This is a genomic window from Pseudoalteromonas sp. QJM3NY_12, from assembly GCF_056173165.1.
The window spans coordinates 2,896,617-2,911,772 of record NZ_CM149661.1 but is presented as its reverse complement, the minus strand read 5'-3'; the positions used below and the strand labels follow the sequence as shown (position 1 = coordinate 2,911,772).

Below are 15,156 nucleotides of genomic sequence, written 5' to 3'. Positions count from 1 at the left end.
GCAATGAGTATTGAAATTAAAGTACCTGATATCGGTGGCGATGAAGTAGAAGTAACCGAAATACTAGTGAGCGTTGGCGATAAAGTTGAAGTTGACCAATCACTATTAAGTGTTGAAGGTGATAAAGCTGCGATGGAAGTACCTGCTGAACAAGCCGGTACGGTTAAAGAAATTAAAGTAAATGTGGGTGACACTGTTACCACAGGCACTTTAGTATTCATCTTTGAAGGTGAAGCGCAAGATTCTGCTGCTGACTCTAAAGAAGCTGAAAAAACCGATGAAGCAGCACCTGCTGCTTCATCGGCTTCATCAACCAAAGAAGTCACTGTGCCAGATATTGGTGATGACGAAGTTGAAGTAACTGAAATTATGGTTGCAGTTGGTGATAGCGTAGAAGAAGAGCAGTCTATCTTAAACGTTGAAGGCGACAAAGCGGCAATGGAAGTACCAGCACCCTTTGCCGGTACAGTAAAAGAAATTAAAGTAAATACTGGTGACAAAGTGAAAACGGGTTCATTAGTATTTGTTTTTGAAGTGTCAGGTGGTGATAACCAAAGTGCCCCTGCAGCTGATTCAAAAGCACAAGAGAAGCCTGCTGAACAAACATCGGCATCAAGCACTAAAGAAGTTAGCGTGCCTGATATTGGTGATGACGAAGTTGAAGTAACAGAAGTGATGGTTGCGGTTGGCGATAGCGTAGAAGAAGAGCAATCTATCTTAAACGTTGAAGGCGACAAAGCAGCTATGGAAGTACCGGCGCCGTTTGCAGGTACTGTTAAAGAGATTAAAGTAGCGACTGGCGATAAAGTTAAAACTGGCTCATTGATTTTTGTATTTGAAGTGGCGGGTAGTGCACCAGCTGCAGCACCTGCAGAAAAATCAGCACCAGCGCCTAAAACAGAATCTAAGCCGACAGCTCAGGCTGAGTCAAAACCAGCGGCATCATCTGCTAAAGCAAGCTCTGAAAGCTTTGAAAACAATAGCGCTTATGCACATGCATCGCCAGTGGTTCGCCGTTTAGCACGTGAGTTTGGTATTAACCTTGCGAACGTTAAAGGCACGGGCCGTAAAAACCGTGTTGTTAAAGAAGACGTGCAAAACTATGTTAAGCAACTGGTTAAGCAAGTTGAGTCTGGTCAAGTACCAGCAGCTAAAGGCAATGCGGGTGGCGGTGAGCTTGGTTTAATTCCATGGCCAAAAGTTGATTTTGCTAAGTTTGGTGAAATTGAAGAGAAAAAACTCTCTCGTATCCAAAAGCTGTCAGGTAAAAACTTACATCGTAACTGGGTGCAAATCCCACATGTTACCCAGTTTGATGAAGCGGATATCACGAGCCTTGAGCAGTTCCGTAAAGAGCAAAATACCCTTAACGAGAAGAAAAAGCTGGGTGTTAAAATTACGCCATTAGTATTTGTAATGAAAGCAGCTGCTAAAGCGCTTGCTGAGTTCCCTACATTTAACTCATCGCTTTCAGAGGATGGCGAAAGCTTAATCCTTAAAAAGTACATTAATATTGGTGTAGCGGTTGATACGCCAAATGGCTTAGTTGTACCAGTATTTAAAGATGTTGATAAAAAAGGCATTATTGAACTATCTCGTGAGCTTATGGAAGTATCTGTTAAAGCGCGTGATGGCAAGTTAAGTTCATCAGATATGCAAGGTGGTTGTTTTACTATTTCAAGCCTAGGTGGCATTGGCGGTACGGCATTTACGCCGATTGTGAATGCGCCTGAGGTGGCAATTTTAGGTGTGTCAAAATCTGAAATGAAGCCTAAGTGGAATGGTAAAGAGTTTGAGCCTAAGCTAATGGTTCCACTTTCAATGTCTTACGACCATAGAGTGATTGACGGTGCACTTGCTGCACGCTTTACTGTTACTCTTGCAAGTTACATGAGTGATATACGTCAGTTAGTGATGTAATTACTACAGAGTGAATAAAATCAAATCCCAGCCAGTTGTTTTTAGCTGGGATTTTTATCATTTGCAATGATACAATATTTGCACAAATGCCCTTTTCTGCCTTGCAGAAACATGGCAGTTAAATTTTGGGGCTGTGTCCCGTTCAAACAATAAAGGTAATAGCATGAGCAACGAATTAAAAACTCAAGTTGTTGTACTAGGCGGTGGTCCTGGTGGTTACTCTGCGGCTTTTCGCGCTGCTGACTTGGGCTTAGAAGTTACACTAGTAGAATCTCGCGAGACATTAGGCGGTGTATGTCTTAATGTTGGTTGTATTCCTTCTAAAGCACTTTTACACGTAGCTAAAGTGATTGATGATGCTGCAGAAATGTCATCTCACGGCGTTACTTTTGGCGCACCAAAAATTGACTTAGATGAAGTTCGTTCTTGGAAAGACTCTGTTGTTGGCCAGCTTACAGGTGGCTTAGACGGCATGGCTAAAATGCGTAAAGTAAAAGTTGTATCTGGTTACGGTAAATTTACTGGTAGCAACACTTTAGATGTTGAAGGCGCTGACGGTAAAACAACCATTACCTTTGATAACGCAATTATTGCTGCGGGTTCTAAACCTGTAAATTTACCTTTCATCCCTGAGGATGATCGCGTTATTGATTCAACGGGCGCGCTAGAGCTTAAAGATGTTCCTGAAAAGCTACTTGTTTTAGGTGGTGGCATTATCGGTCTTGAAATGGGTACGGTTTACCGTGCACTAGGTTCTGCAATTGATGTTGTAGAATTTGCAGACCAACTTGTTCCTGCTGCTGATAAAGACATCATTAAAATTTACCAAAAGCATGTTAAAGACAAGTTTAATGTAATGCTTTCAACTAAAGTAACTGGCGTTGAAGCAAAAGACGACGGTTTATATGTTACGTTTGAAGGCAAAAATGCACCGGCAGAGCCAGTACGTTACGACAAAGTACTTGTTGCTGTAGGTCGTACACCAAATGGTAACATGTTAGACGCTGATAAAGCCGGTGTGAATGTTGATGAGCGTGGTTTTATTAACGTTGATAAGCAATTACGTACTAACGTAGAACATATTTTTGCGATTGGTGACTTAGTGGGTCAGCCTATGCTTGCGCATAAAGCGGTTCATGAAGGTCATGTTGCAGCAGAAGTTATCTCTGGTCAAAAACATTACTTTGATCCTAAGTGTATTCCTTCAATTGCTTACACTGACCCTGAAATTGCATGGGCGGGTGTAACTGAAAAAGAAGCGAAAGAGCAAGGTTTAAGCATTGAAACAGCTGTATTCCCTTGGGCTGCATCGGGTCGTGCTATTGCTTCTTCACGTACTGAAGGTTCTACTAAGCTTATTTTTGATAAAGAAAGCGGCCGTATTATCGGTGGTGCTATGATTGGTATTAACGCAGGCGAAATGCTGGGCGAAATCGGTCTAGGTATTGAAATGGGTGCAGATGGTGAAGACCTAGCGCTAACAATTCATGCTCACCCAACATTGAACGAATCAATCGGCCTTGCTGCTGAAATTTTTGAAGGTTCAATCACTGATTTACCAAACAAAAAAGCAGTTAAAAAGAAGAAGTAATTTCTTTTAGTTAATCGCGATAAAAAACCCAAGCCTCGGCTTGGGTTTTTTGTCTTTATAGCCTCAGCGTTTAGCAAAAAATTGTTCTGTGTAGCGCAGCGTCTCTATGGTGCAAAAACAAAGACTAAAGCACGTCGAGCTGCGAGTGTCGGGCAACGGGCTTAAAACCCTAAATTAAACCTGCGCGAGATAAATTCACGCCTGCAACATAAAAGTTATGCTTGCAAAAAGCTCGGTATTTTATTTTACTAGCGCCCGCAGCCCGCAGCCCGCAGCCCGCAGCCCGCAGCCCGCAGCCCGCAGCCCGCAGCCCGCAGCCCGCAGCCCGCAGATATCTATTTTCTTTTATTTTAGCTACAATGCGCAGCCATCAATTTATAGGTAAATACCCACAGTGACCCAGAGTTTAAAAAATTCAGTTTTAGCATTACGTGCCCAGCAAATAAGTGAATCTCGACGTGAGTTTAATGCCCGTGGTGGAAAAATGGATCGCTGTGAGCAATGCTTAATTGCCAAGCACTACTGTATTTGTGAGGGCGCTGAGTACGCAAGCTGCGATGCTGCTGTATGTTTATTGATGTATCACAATGAAAGTTTCAAACCGTCTAACACAGGGCGTTTAATTGCTGAAATAGTGCCTGATAATCATGCGTTTCGTTGGGATAGAACCTCTCCAGATCCTGCTTTATTAGCATTATTGAATAATGATAAATATCAGCCTTTTGTGATTTTTCCGGCTGAAGATGTTGAAACTGACAGGGTGGTAACCCAGGTTGAAACGCTTGAAGGTAAACAGCCATTGTTTATATTTTTAGATGGTACATGGCGTGAAGCTAAAAAAATGATTCGTAAGAGCCCCTATTTAGATAACTTACCTGTGCTGTCTATTACCTCAGAAAAACTCTCTGATTACCGATTACGTGTAGCGCCTCATGCTCATCAGTTAGGTACGGCAGAAGTGGCTATTATGGTATTAGCATTGGCTGGTGAAGTTGATGCGAGCACTAAATTAGAACAGCATTTTATTAAGTTTCGCGACGCTTATTTGCTTGGTAAACGTAATAAAGGCAGGCCGGAATAAAGTGCAGGATACTAATACAAAAAAGCTGAATTTTACGCTTGAGTATAGCCTAAACATATATAATTTGGATGACCGCTGACTTTCAGGCAAAAGAAAAGCGCGAACCATCTCTAGTCGCGCTTGCGGAATCTTCTAACTTTGTTGCATCCTGCAATTGAACCTAATCAACTCCAATTTTTACGATCCGTGTTATTACAATATTACTTTCTAGTTCTATGTAATATAGGCTATCCGGGCCTGTCTCCATAAATCCCTAAAACATCCTGTAAGGTAAAATCTATTACCAATCCTTATTGCACATCCGAGTGCATTCCCTTTGTTACCACTCCGTTGTGTTGCCCTAAGGGCCTGTCCTTCTTGTTCCCTATCCTTTATAAACAACTATTCCGATGTTGTTATCCATTATGCATCATCCTGATGCTATCCCTTGTGCAACAATCCATTGCGATACTCATCCTGAGCCTGTCCTTAAATCCCTGTTATCCTAAAAACCAAACCTTGGTATTCGAGTAGTTAATCCGTTTCCATTTACTCGGTAAGCGTCGTTGCTTATTTATGGGTTAATTATAGAGAGTGATTTGCAGTAAATGTAGGATAAAACCGCTTATGGTTTATGTTCTTACAAATGAAATATTTATAAATCACTTAAAATACAATGACTTGCTGTATTTATGGGGTGTTATGCAGGGTGTTTTTACTCATTTACTGCCATAAGCGTAAGAGATATCTTACAAGGGTTTTCTTTTTTGGGCGTATTTATCACTAAGTAATTATATAAAGTGTGCACTTTTTAGTTCATCGCGGTAAAATTAATGATAATAATTATTAGTCAGGTAAGAAAATATGAAAAAAACACTAGCGCTTGTCGTTGGACTAATTGTCTCAGCACCTGCTGTTGCAACCGATGTTGTGAATATTTACTCATTTAGACAACCTTTTTTAATTAAACCTATTTTAGATGATTTTACACAGCAAACAGGCATTAAAACTAATGTTGTGTTTGCTAAAAAAGGCTTAATAGAACGTGTTAAGCGTGAAGGCAAGCACAGCAAAGCAGATTTAGTATTAACCTCTAACTTTAGTGCGTTAATTCAGTTAGAAGAGCTAAAGCTAACGCAAACAATTGATAGTGAGCAGGTTAATAATAATGTGCCGGCTGCATTTCGTGATGGCGATGGTCAGTGGGTGGCGCTCACTAAGCGAGTGCGAAATGTTTACTCTTCAAAAGAGCGTTTAGGTCCATTACCTGAGCTGAGTTATGAAGATTTAGCCGAACCTGAATATAAAGGTCAAATTTGTACTCGCTCTGGTAAACACCCTTATAATTTAGGGTTAGTGGCTTCTATGATTGCTCATCATGGTGAAGTACAGACTAAAAGATGGCTTGAGGGTGTAAAAGCGAATTTAGCGCGTAAGCCGCAGGGAAATGACCGTGCGCAAGTGAAAGCCGTTAAAGAAGGTTTATGTAATTTAGCTTTAGGTAACAGTTACTACTTAGGTAAAATGTTGCAAGATGAAGCGCAAAAACCGTGGGCAGATGCGGTTAATATTAATTTTCCAAACCAAACTAACCGTGGTTCGCATATTAACGTATCGGGTGCGGTAATTACTAAGTATGCTAAAAACCCTGAAAATGCCTTGAAACTTATAGAGTATATGACCGACAATAAGGCGCAAAATATGTATGCCTCGCTCAATATGGAGTATCCGGTCAAGCCAGGTGTTAAGCTTTCAAGTTTGGTTGCATCATGGGGAAGCTTTAAGGAAGACAGCTTACCGCTTGATGAAATTAGCAAATATCGTCCGTTAGCCCTTAAGCTAATTGATGAGGTGAAGTTCGATCTTTAATGACTTATAAATTTCAGCTGTCGAAGTGGCAGCTTATTGCGTGGTCGACAGGGTTATTACTGTCGACCCCGTTGTTTTTTCTGCTAGTAGAATCTTTACAAGGCGACTCAGAGGTATTTACCCACCTGTGGAATACCGTGCTGTGGGACTATATAAGTAATACCGTATTGCTGGTTTTAGGTGTAGGGTTACTTAGCTGTCTTATTGCGTTACCACTGGGTTGGCTCACCGCTTATTGCCGTTTTCCTGGCAAACAACAGTTTGAATGGGCATTGATGCTGCCGCTTGCCATGCCTACCTATATTATTGCTTATGTGTACACCGATTTACTCGACTACGCGGGGCCGTTACAAATAACACTAAGAGAGTGGTTTGGTTGGCAATCACCCAGTGATTACTGGTTTTTTGATATACGCACTTTGCCAGGGGCTATCATCATGATTGCGCTGGTACTTTACCCGTATTTATATTTAATTTTTAAAACCGCACTACGTGAACAATCCTTTAAATTAGTCCAAGCAAGCCAATTAATGGGATTAAGTGCATGGAAAAGCTTTTTTAAAGTAAGCCTAGTGCTTTCTCGTGGCGCTATTGTTGCGGCACTTGCTTTGATCAGCATGGAAACCATGGCTGATTTTGCTACCGTTAGCTACTTTGCAGTCAGTACATTAACCACCGCAGTATACGATACTTGGTTTGGTTATTACTCATTAACTGCAGCAGCAAAAATTTCAGGGGTGATGTTGTTACTGCTATTCTTAGCATTGATCACCGAACGTTTTAGCCGTCGTAACCAAGCTGTATTTGAGCGTCAGTCAAGTGTGAACAGTGAGGCGCTTTATATTCTTAAAGGTAAGTCTGCATGGTTAGCAACAGGCTTTTGTAGCCTTATTTTAATAATTTCATTTATTATTCCCATGGTTGTTTTGCTCAAGTATGCAATCACGTATTTTGATCAAGCGTGGAGTAGTGAATTTTTTAGCTATGCATGGCAAAGTTTGAAAGTGGCTGCAGTAGTGAGTGTAGTGACTATTGTATTGAGTGTTTTAGTGGTGTTTTATCAGCGCATTGCAAAACAAGTAAACCCACTTATACCTGGGCGCTTAGCAAGTACCGGGTATGCACTACCTGGGACAGTATTAGCTATTGCTGTATTGTTGCCACTCACCCTATTAGAAAATACTATTAACCGTATTCTGACTCCTTATAACTTAGATATTGGTTTATTACTTACTGGTAGTTTACTAACGATTACTTTTGCTTATATTGTGCGTTTTTACGCAGTTGCTCATGGTGCCATAGAATCAAGCTTTTCACGTATTAGCCCCTCGCTTGATATGGCAAGTCAGTCAATGGGGAAAAGCCAAGGCCACACATTACGCTTAGTGCATTTGCCTTTATTACGCCGAGGCTTATTAACCGCTGGTTTATTGGTATTTATTGAGTGTATGAAAGAGCTGCCCGCAGCCTTACTGTTAAGGCCTTTTGATTTCGAAAGTTTAGCTACGCACGTGTTTCAATATGTTAGCGATGAACAATTAGAGCTGGCCTCCATATCAGCTTTATTTATAGTGGTGGTAGGTTTTATTCCGTTATATTTTATTAACCGTTCAATGGAGCAACGTAGTTAAATGAGTAGTTTGATTTTACAAGGTGTGAGCTATGCATATAACGGGACTAAGGTTGTAGATGATTTAGACTTAACCTTAGGTAAAGACGAAATAGTGTGTTTACTCGGTGCCAGTGGCTGCGGCAAAACCACCACGCTTAAAGCCATTGCAGGGTTAATTGAAGCCAAACAAGGACAGGTATTTATTGATGGTAAGTTAGTCAGTGACGCCAATACGTTTGTGTCACCAGAGCATCGTAATATTGGCATGATGTTTCAAGACTACGCATTATTCCCACATTTAACGGTGGCGAATAATATTGGCTTTGGTCTAAGCGGTATGAGCAAAACGGATAAACAGGCTCGCGTGGATGAAATGTTAAAACTTGTGCACTTGGTTGGTTGTGCCGATAGATACCCACATCAACTCTCTGGTGGTCAACAGCAACGGGTAGCGATTGCGCGTGCATTAGCTTATAAACCCAGCTTACTATTGTTAGATGAGCCGTTTTCTAATATTGATACCCAAGTCCGATTTGAGTTAATCGCTGATATAAGACGTATTATTAAAGCTCAACAAGTGTCGGCAGTATTTGTTACTCACTCAAAAGAAGAGGCGTTTGCATTTTCAGATACACTTGCGGTTATGCACCAAGGTAAAATTGCGCAGCAAGGCACCCCAGAACAGCTTTTTGCTAAACCAAGTTCAAAGGAGGTTGCAGAATTTCTGGGTCAGGGCATATACTTAAGCGCAACTGCATTAACAGCCACTGAATATGAAACGCAGTTTGGTATGGTTAAGTCAATACTGCCACAGCAACACGCAGTGGCTGAAAAGGGGGTTATTTATGTGCGTCCACACCAGCTTGAGCTTGCCACTAATAACAATAACGAGCTGCTGCAGTGTGAGTGCGTTACAATACTAAGTAGTCGTTTCATCGGCTCTGCCTATGTATACACTGTGGTTATTGCTGAACAAGAAATAGAAGTTGCAGCTCAGTATGGCCAGTCATTTGAAATTAATGAACAGGTTATAATAAAAATAAAACCGCACACTGTGAATTTTTTTGAATCGTAATTAATCACTGTGTTTTGCTCTAAAAAGTAAGGAATAACAATGGTGCAAGCGCAATCAGGGATTTGTGCTGAAGCAAACTTACACGGTTTGCACTTATTTTTTAATGTACTTGACGGTCACGACGAATCACTTCGCGCTAAGCTTAAAAAAGTGAGCGATATTGAAGATGAGTTTAGTGATCAGTTTTCTGAATCTATGCTTTCTTGCATGGTGGCAATTGGTGCGCAATATTGGCCACATATTTTACCTGACTTCATGCCAAGTGAGCTGCAAAGCTTTCCTAATATTACCCATAGCGACTTTGTTATGAGTGCAAGGCCATGTGATTTGTTTGTGCAAATCCGCTCAGACAGAGAAGACGTGAATCATTTGTTTGCACTACAAATACTCAAACTATTCACCCCTGATGTTGAGCTGGTGGAGCAAATTCGTAATTTTCGCTTTTTAGATGGCCGTGATTTTAATGGCTTTATTTATGCGGGCGATACCCCACATGGCCGTCAAAAGCGTGTAACGGCATTAATAAACAAACCTGATAGTTTTGAAGACCAAGGTAGTTACATTCATGTGCAGCGCTTCAAACATGACTTGAGCTTGTGGCAGCATTTGTCATTACATGAACAAGAGCAAAAAATGGGTCGTACACGCCTTGATAATACCTTGCTCAGCCCCGCACTTGAGAGCAGCCATGCAACCCGAAGTGAATTAAAAGATGACCAAGGTCAGGCACTGTTACTTAACCAAAGCATGCCTTATGGCGATGTGTATGAGCAAGGCATGTTAGTGATTACGTGCTCTGCTAAAGGGGATGCATTCGAAAAAGTGCTAACTAGCCGATTAGGGCAGGGAGAGAATTATGATCACTGGCTTGATTTTACTCAGGCGGATATGGGCTCTGCATTTTTTGCCCCCTCAGTACGATTTTTAAAGCAGTTATAACAATTACAAAACGGCTATGTATTATTCATAGCCATCTTTATTACAGCGTTAGTGATTAAACCGTATCAAATAAAATACGAACACGCTCTAGTGTGAGGTCTATTTCTGAGATTTTAGCTGGTGCTATAAAAATAGTATCATCGCCGGCAATAGTGCCTAAGACGCCATCAGCTTTACCTAATGAGTCAAGTAAACGCGCAATGAGTTGAGCAGCTCCAGGACTGGTGCGAATAATAATCATCATTTCGTTATGCATAATATCAATAACGAGCTGGCGCAACGGGCTCTTAGCGGTTGGTACCCCCATTTCAGCGGGTAAACAATATACCATTTCTTGTTTTGCATTACGGGTGCGTACCGCGCCAAACTTACTTAACATTCGCGACACTTTACTTTGGCTAATATTATCAAAGCCTTGTTCTTTTAACGCATCAACTATTTCGCCTTGTGAGCCAAAGTTTTCTTCTTTTAAAAGTGCTTTAAAGGCTTTAACCAATGCTTCTTGTTTATCTTGTGGTTGCATAGTGTCTAATTAGTTATGTAATAGATACTGCAAATTCTACACAAAAATGCATAATTATGCAGCAGATGTTTGCTTAAGTTGCCATTTTGCTGCGTTTAAACAGCAAAGTTTACAACTATGGTCGAAAATATAGCTAAAATAAGCAGGATAAATTTGTTTTTAGTCGTTAATTTCTTTATCTTATGAACCACAAATATTTCCTACCTCAAATCACGGAGAATTCCAATGAAAGTTGCTGTATTAGGTGCTGCAGGCGGTATCGGTCAAGCGTTGTCTTTATTATTAAAAACAGGCTTACCAGCTGGCTCTGAATTATCACTATATGATGTTGCGCCAGTAGTTCCTGGTGTTGCTGTTGACCTTTCTCACATCCCAACAGATGTTAAAGTTGCAGGTTTTGGTGCAGACGATTTAGATAAGGCACTAACAGGCTGTGATATCGTTCTTATTCCAGCGGGTATGCCACGTAAGCCTGGTATGGATCGTGCTGATTTATTTAATGTTAACGCTGGTATCATCAAAACATTAGCAGAAGGCATTGTTGCTAACTGTCCTAAAGCGCTTGTGGGTATTATTACTAACCCAGTTAACGGTACTGTACCAATTGTTGCTGAAGTATTTAAAAAAGCAGGAACTTACGATGCTAAGCGTGTATTTGGTATTACAACACTCGATGTGATCCGTTCAGAAGCGTTCATTGCTGAGCTTAAAGGCGTTGACGTAGCAAGCGTTAAAGTTCCAGTAATTGGTGGTCACTCAGGTACAACTATTCTACCGTTACTTTCTCAAGTTGAAGGTGTTACTTTCACTGATGAAGAAGTGGCTGCACTGACTCCACGTATCCAAAATGCGGGTACTGAAGTAGTTAATGCTAAAGCGGGCGGTGGTTCTGCAACATTATCAATGGGTGCTGCTGCTGCACGTTTTTGTATGTCTTTAGTTAAAGGCTTACAAGGTGAAGACGTTGTAGATTATGCATACGTTGCTGTTGAAAATGGTGATGCAGAGTACTTCGCACATCCAGTACGTTTAGGTAAAAATGGCGTAGAAGAAATTCTTTCTTACGGCACACTAAGCGCATTTGAAGAGCAAGCAAAAAATGACATGCTTGAAACTCTGAAAAAAGACATTAAAGAAGGTGTTGATTTTATGGCGTAATAGCCAAAATTAACCCATAAAAAAAGCCTGCATTTGCAGGCTTTTTTATTGCTCGGAATTATCTACACAGTATAACTTAGTGGTCGCGATCAACCGCTATTCTAGCTAAGCTAATTAATGCTTGCTTGTAATTCGACTCAGCTAAGCAATCTAAACAAGCAATCGCTTTCTCTGCTTCTTGCTCTGCTTTTTGCATAGTGAACTCAAGGGCATTGGTATGTTTAAGTGCAGCGAGTATTTCATCTAGATGCGCCATACCATTACAGTGCTCTATTGCATCTCTTATTAACTGTGTTTGATGCTCGCTACCGTGTTGCATGGCATAAATTAGTGGTAATGTAGGTTTGCCTTCAGCTAAGTCATCACCAATGTTTTTACCCAGTTGGTCGGCATCGGCGTTGTAATCTAAAACATCATCCACCAACTGAAAAGCAGTGCCTAAATGCATACCGTACAAATTGAGTGCGTTTAATACACTGTCATCTTGCTCAGTTATAATGGCAGCTAGCCCGGTTGCAGCTTCAAATAACTTAGCGGTTTTAGAGTAAATAACCTGCATATAACTGGCTTCAGTAGTATCTGGATCATTACAGTTCATTAATTGCAGCACTTCGCCTTCAGCAATAATATTGGTTGCATCGGCCAACACTTGCATTATCTGCATTTTACCAAGGCCTACCATTAGCTGAAACGAGCGAGTATAAATAAAGTCTCCCACGAGGACACTTGCGGCATTACCAAACTCGGCATTTGCTGTGGGTGTGCCACGGCGCAAGTTAGATTCATCTACCACATCGTCATGTAAAAGCGTTGCGGTATGAATAAATTCAATAATTGTTGCTAGCGTAATGTGATCTTTGCCTTGGTAACCTAGCGCTTTAGCCGCCAAAATAGCTAACATGGGGCGAACACGTTTGCCACCGCTGTTAACAATATACAAACCAAGTTGATTAACTAACGCCACATCTGAGCGCATTTGCGCATGTATTAGTTGATTGACGTCATTCATATCGCTTTCGATTAACGCCTGGATAGCTTTTATATCCATTGATCTCCGAGCCAATTTTAATGTGTGAACGGCGCAGATTGTACAACAAAAAACGCATCAGCTCGATATTTTGTGATGATTCCTTAAAAAAACACCCTTAAGTAGGTTAAATGACCTATTAACTAGCTGAATAAATGATTAAACGGCGTGGTTTAATTTTGAATCACCCCTGGCGGTTAATTGAACTACATGGGCTTGCTTTGTTATTACAAATTTATTTTCTGTAACCGTTAAAAAGCGCTTGGCAAAGGGGGATTTTCATATAAAATAGGGGAAATATTGAATTGCCCTCAATGTAGCTACTTTTTATTCATTTAATTATAAAAATAGGCTTGCTAGTTATTTCGCGTTAGCGTAAACTTCGCGCCCTATCGAAGAATATTTTAGTTGCGCCGATTTGAGGGTGCACAGACGGAGTTAATTATGTACGCGGTTTTCCAAAGTGGTGGTAAACAGCATCGTGTGACTGAAGGTCAAACGATTCGTCTTGAAAAATTAGACGTTGAAACTGGTGCGGCAGTGGAATTTGATTCAGTACTTTTAGTTGCTGATGGTGAGAAGATCGAGATTGGTGTACCGTTCGTAAACGGTGGTAAAGTAACAGCTGAGGTTGTTTCACACGGTCGCGGTGAGAAAATTAAGGTTGTTAAATTTAGACGCCGTAAGCATTCTCGTAAGCAAATGGGCCATCGTCAATGGTTCACTGAAGTTAAAATCACTAGCATTAGCGCTTAATTAGAGGTACTTAGAAATGGCACATAAAAAAGCAGCTGGTAGTACTCGTAACGGTCGCGATTCAGAAAGCAAACGCCTAGGTGTTAAGCGTTTTGGTGGCGAATCAGTTCTAGCGGGTAGCATCATTGTTCGTCAGCGTGGAACTCGTTTCCACCCAGGCGCAAACGTAGGTATAGGTAAAGACCACACTATCTTCGCAAAAGCAGATGGTAAAGTTCAGTTTGAACAGAAAGGTCCTTTAAACCGTAAATACGTAACTATCGTAGCTGAGTAATCAGTAAGGTAGTTAAAAACCCCGCCTTTGCGGGGTTTTTTGTTTTAGGCAGCTCTAAATATATACCCAAGTGTTTTTATGCTCAGTGTGCTCTATAGGCCACTTAGGTATATAATAGAGTTATTAACAAGCCAATCCCTAAAGTGAGTAATCATGAAGTTTGTAGATGAAGTAGAAATTCGCGCAGAAGCTGGTGACGGTGGCAGCGGCATCGTGTCTTTTCGTCGTGAGAAATATGTTCCAGATGGTGGACCTGATGGCGGTGACGGTGGAGACGGTGGTAGTGTTTATCTACAAGCTGATGAAAACTTAAATACCCTTATTGACTATCAATTTGAGCGTTTTCATAGAGCAGAACGTGGTACTAACGGTCAAAGCCGTAATTGTACCGGTAAAAAAGGTGAAGATCTGATTGTAAAAGTGCCGGTAGGTACACGTATCATTGATGTTGATACGCAAGAATCATTAGGGGATTTAACCCAAGATGGTCAACGAATTGTGGTTGCAAAAGGCGGTTTCCATGGCTTGGGGAATGCGCGTTTTAAATCAAGTACTAACCGTGCCCCACGTCAAAAAACACTCGGAACACCTGGGGAAGTGCGTAACCTTAAATTAGAGCTAATGCTACTCGCTGATGTAGGTTTACTGGGTTTACCTAATGCCGGTAAATCAACCTTTATTCGCAGTGTATCAGCTGCAAAACCAAAGGTAGCAGATTATCCATTCACTACGCTTATCCCCAATTTAGGTGTTGTTCGTCCTGAAGCAAATAAGTCATTTGTCATCGCCGATATTCCTGGCTTAATTGAAGGTGCATCGGACGGCGCAGGCTTAGGTATTCGTTTCTTAAAGCATTTAGAGCGCTGTCGTGTGTTATTACACATTATTGATGTTATGCCAGTTGATGGTTCAAACCCTGTTGATAATGCTTTTGCAATTATCAATGAGCTACATCAGTACAGTCCTAAGCTTGCTGAAAAGCCGCGCTGGTTGGTATTTAATAAAATTGATTTATTGCCTGAAGATGAAGCCAAAGCTCTATGTGAGCAAATTGCAGAAGAGTTAGGTGAGTCTGAAAATACTTATAGTATTGCTGCAATTAATAAATTAAATACTCAGCCATTAATTCACGACATCATGACGCTACTTGATAACATGCCTAAAGAAAAATTTGTTGAAGTTGCAGATGAAGAAGTTGAATTTAAGTGGGATACCTACCATCAAAAAGCCACTAAAGGCGATGATGATGACTGGGATGATTGGGATGAAGATGATTACGACGTAGAAGTTGTCTACGAGCGTTAACTATAATTGTATATATTTAAAAGGAGCTAACGCTCCTTTTTCTTTGA

At 40.9% G+C, this 15,156-nt stretch carries 13 protein-coding genes; 11 read left to right on the top strand and 2 right to left on the bottom strand.

Going from position 1 to position 15,156, the window contains the following annotated elements:
* The first annotated feature begins 3 nt into the window (after positions 1-3).
* The 7 genes from aceF to AC0VZ5_RS13585 all read left to right on the top strand — a co-directional run bounded on the left by aceF (position 4) and on the right by AC0VZ5_RS13585 (position 10,066).
* Positions 4-1,920 (top strand): pyruvate dehydrogenase complex dihydrolipoyllysine-residue acetyltransferase, encoded by a 1,917-nt coding sequence (gene aceF / locus AC0VZ5_RS13615; RefSeq protein ID WP_475473267.1) that lies wholly within the window; start codon positions 4-6, stop codon positions 1,918-1,920.
* Between the two features lie 163 nt (positions 1,921-2,083).
* Positions 2,084-3,511, top strand: coding sequence for a dihydrolipoyl dehydrogenase (gene lpdA / locus AC0VZ5_RS13610; protein ID WP_008114944.1), 1,428 nt, complete (start codon positions 2,084-2,086; stop codon positions 3,509-3,511).
* 394 nt (positions 3,512-3,905) lie between these two features.
* On the top strand, positions 3,906-4,592 hold the full coding sequence (locus tag AC0VZ5_RS13605) for a tRNA-uridine aminocarboxypropyltransferase (protein ID WP_475473265.1): 687 nt from the start codon (positions 3,906-3,908) through the stop codon (positions 4,590-4,592).
* A gap of 843 nt (positions 4,593-5,435) precedes the next feature.
* Positions 5,436-6,440, top strand: coding sequence for a Fe(3+) ABC transporter substrate-binding protein (locus tag AC0VZ5_RS13600; protein ID WP_475473263.1), 1,005 nt, complete (start codon positions 5,436-5,438; stop codon positions 6,438-6,440).
* Positions 6,440-8,071, top strand: coding sequence for an ABC transporter permease (locus tag AC0VZ5_RS13595; RefSeq protein WP_475473261.1), 1,632 nt, complete (start codon positions 6,440-6,442; stop codon positions 8,069-8,071). The genes AC0VZ5_RS13600 and AC0VZ5_RS13595 overlap by 1 nt, the downstream gene beginning before the upstream one ends.
* Positions 8,072-9,127 carry an ABC transporter ATP-binding protein gene (locus AC0VZ5_RS13590; RefSeq protein WP_475473259.1) on the top strand — a complete coding sequence of 352 codons (1,056 nt, stop codon included), beginning with the start codon at positions 8,072-8,074 and terminating at the stop codon, positions 9,125-9,127.
* A 39-nt stretch (positions 9,128-9,166) separates the two neighbouring features.
* On the top strand, positions 9,167-10,066 hold the full coding sequence (locus tag AC0VZ5_RS13585; protein WP_475473257.1) for a Dyp-type peroxidase: 900 nt from the start codon (positions 9,167-9,169) through the stop codon (positions 10,064-10,066).
* A 55-nt stretch (positions 10,067-10,121) separates the two neighbouring features.
* On the opposite strand, the gene argR is transcribed toward AC0VZ5_RS13585, so the two are convergent.
* Positions 10,122-10,589 carry a transcriptional regulator ArgR gene (gene argR, locus AC0VZ5_RS13580; RefSeq protein WP_008466460.1) on the bottom strand — a complete coding sequence of 156 codons (468 nt, stop codon included), beginning with the start codon at positions 10,587-10,589 and terminating at the stop codon, positions 10,122-10,124.
* A gap of 225 nt (positions 10,590-10,814) precedes the next feature.
* Here argR and mdh point away from each other — a divergent pair, with 225 nt between their 5' ends.
* Positions 10,815-11,747, top strand: a complete 933-nt coding sequence (gene mdh, locus AC0VZ5_RS13575; protein WP_008466462.1) for a malate dehydrogenase — start codon at positions 10,815-10,817, stop codon at positions 11,745-11,747.
* A gap of 76 nt (positions 11,748-11,823) precedes the next feature.
* On the opposite strand, the gene ispB is transcribed toward mdh, so the two are convergent.
* Positions 11,824-12,795: an octaprenyl diphosphate synthase gene (ispB, locus tag AC0VZ5_RS13570; protein WP_138609004.1), complete on the bottom strand. Its 972-nt coding sequence runs from the start codon at positions 12,793-12,795 to the stop codon at positions 11,824-11,826.
* Positions 12,796-13,218: 423 nt separating this feature from the next.
* On the opposite strand from ispB, the gene rplU reads away from it, so the two are divergent.
* The 3 genes from rplU to cgtA all read left to right on the top strand — a co-directional run bounded on the left by rplU (position 13,219) and on the right by cgtA (position 15,109).
* Positions 13,219-13,530, top strand: coding sequence for a 50S ribosomal protein L21 (rplU, locus tag AC0VZ5_RS13565; RefSeq protein ID WP_138609006.1), 312 nt, complete (start codon positions 13,219-13,221; stop codon positions 13,528-13,530).
* A gap of 16 nt (positions 13,531-13,546) precedes the next feature.
* Positions 13,547-13,804 (top strand): 50S ribosomal protein L27, encoded by a 258-nt coding sequence (gene rpmA, locus AC0VZ5_RS13560; protein ID WP_008114963.1) that lies wholly within the window; start codon positions 13,547-13,549, stop codon positions 13,802-13,804.
* Between the two features lie 153 nt (positions 13,805-13,957).
* Positions 13,958-15,109, top strand: a complete 1,152-nt coding sequence (gene cgtA / locus AC0VZ5_RS13555) for an Obg family GTPase CgtA (protein WP_138609008.1) — start codon at positions 13,958-13,960, stop codon at positions 15,107-15,109.
* Positions 15,110-15,156: the final 47 nt, after the last annotated feature.

Coding starts and splice junctions, on each gene's coding strand:
- AC0VZ5_RS13590 (WP_475473259.1), top strand. CDS start 8,072: ATGAGTAGTTTGATTTTACAAGGTGTGAGCTATGCATATAACGGGACT.
- AC0VZ5_RS13600 (WP_475473263.1), top strand. CDS start 5,436: ATGAAAAAAACACTAGCGCTTGTCGTTGGACTAATTGTCTCAGCACCT.
- mdh (WP_008466462.1), top strand. CDS start 10,815: ATGAAAGTTGCTGTATTAGGTGCTGCAGGCGGTATCGGTCAAGCGTTG.
- cgtA (WP_138609008.1), top strand. CDS start 13,958: ATGAAGTTTGTAGATGAAGTAGAAATTCGCGCAGAAGCTGGTGACGGT.
- AC0VZ5_RS13595 (WP_475473261.1), top strand. CDS start 6,440: ATGACTTATAAATTTCAGCTGTCGAAGTGGCAGCTTATTGCGTGGTCG.
- rplU (WP_138609006.1), top strand. CDS start 13,219: ATGTACGCGGTTTTCCAAAGTGGTGGTAAACAGCATCGTGTGACTGAA.
- argR (WP_008466460.1), bottom strand. CDS start 10,589: ATGCAACCACAAGATAAACAAGAAGCATTGGTTAAAGCCTTTAAAGCA.
- AC0VZ5_RS13585 (WP_475473257.1), top strand. CDS start 9,167: ATGGTGCAAGCGCAATCAGGGATTTGTGCTGAAGCAAACTTACACGGT.
- aceF (WP_475473267.1), top strand. CDS start 4: ATGAGTATTGAAATTAAAGTACCTGATATCGGTGGCGATGAAGTAGAA.
- lpdA (WP_008114944.1), top strand. CDS start 2,084: ATGAGCAACGAATTAAAAACTCAAGTTGTTGTACTAGGCGGTGGTCCT.
- rpmA (WP_008114963.1), top strand. CDS start 13,547: ATGGCACATAAAAAAGCAGCTGGTAGTACTCGTAACGGTCGCGATTCA.
- ispB (WP_138609004.1), bottom strand. CDS start 12,795: ATGGATATAAAAGCTATCCAGGCGTTAATCGAAAGCGATATGAATGAC.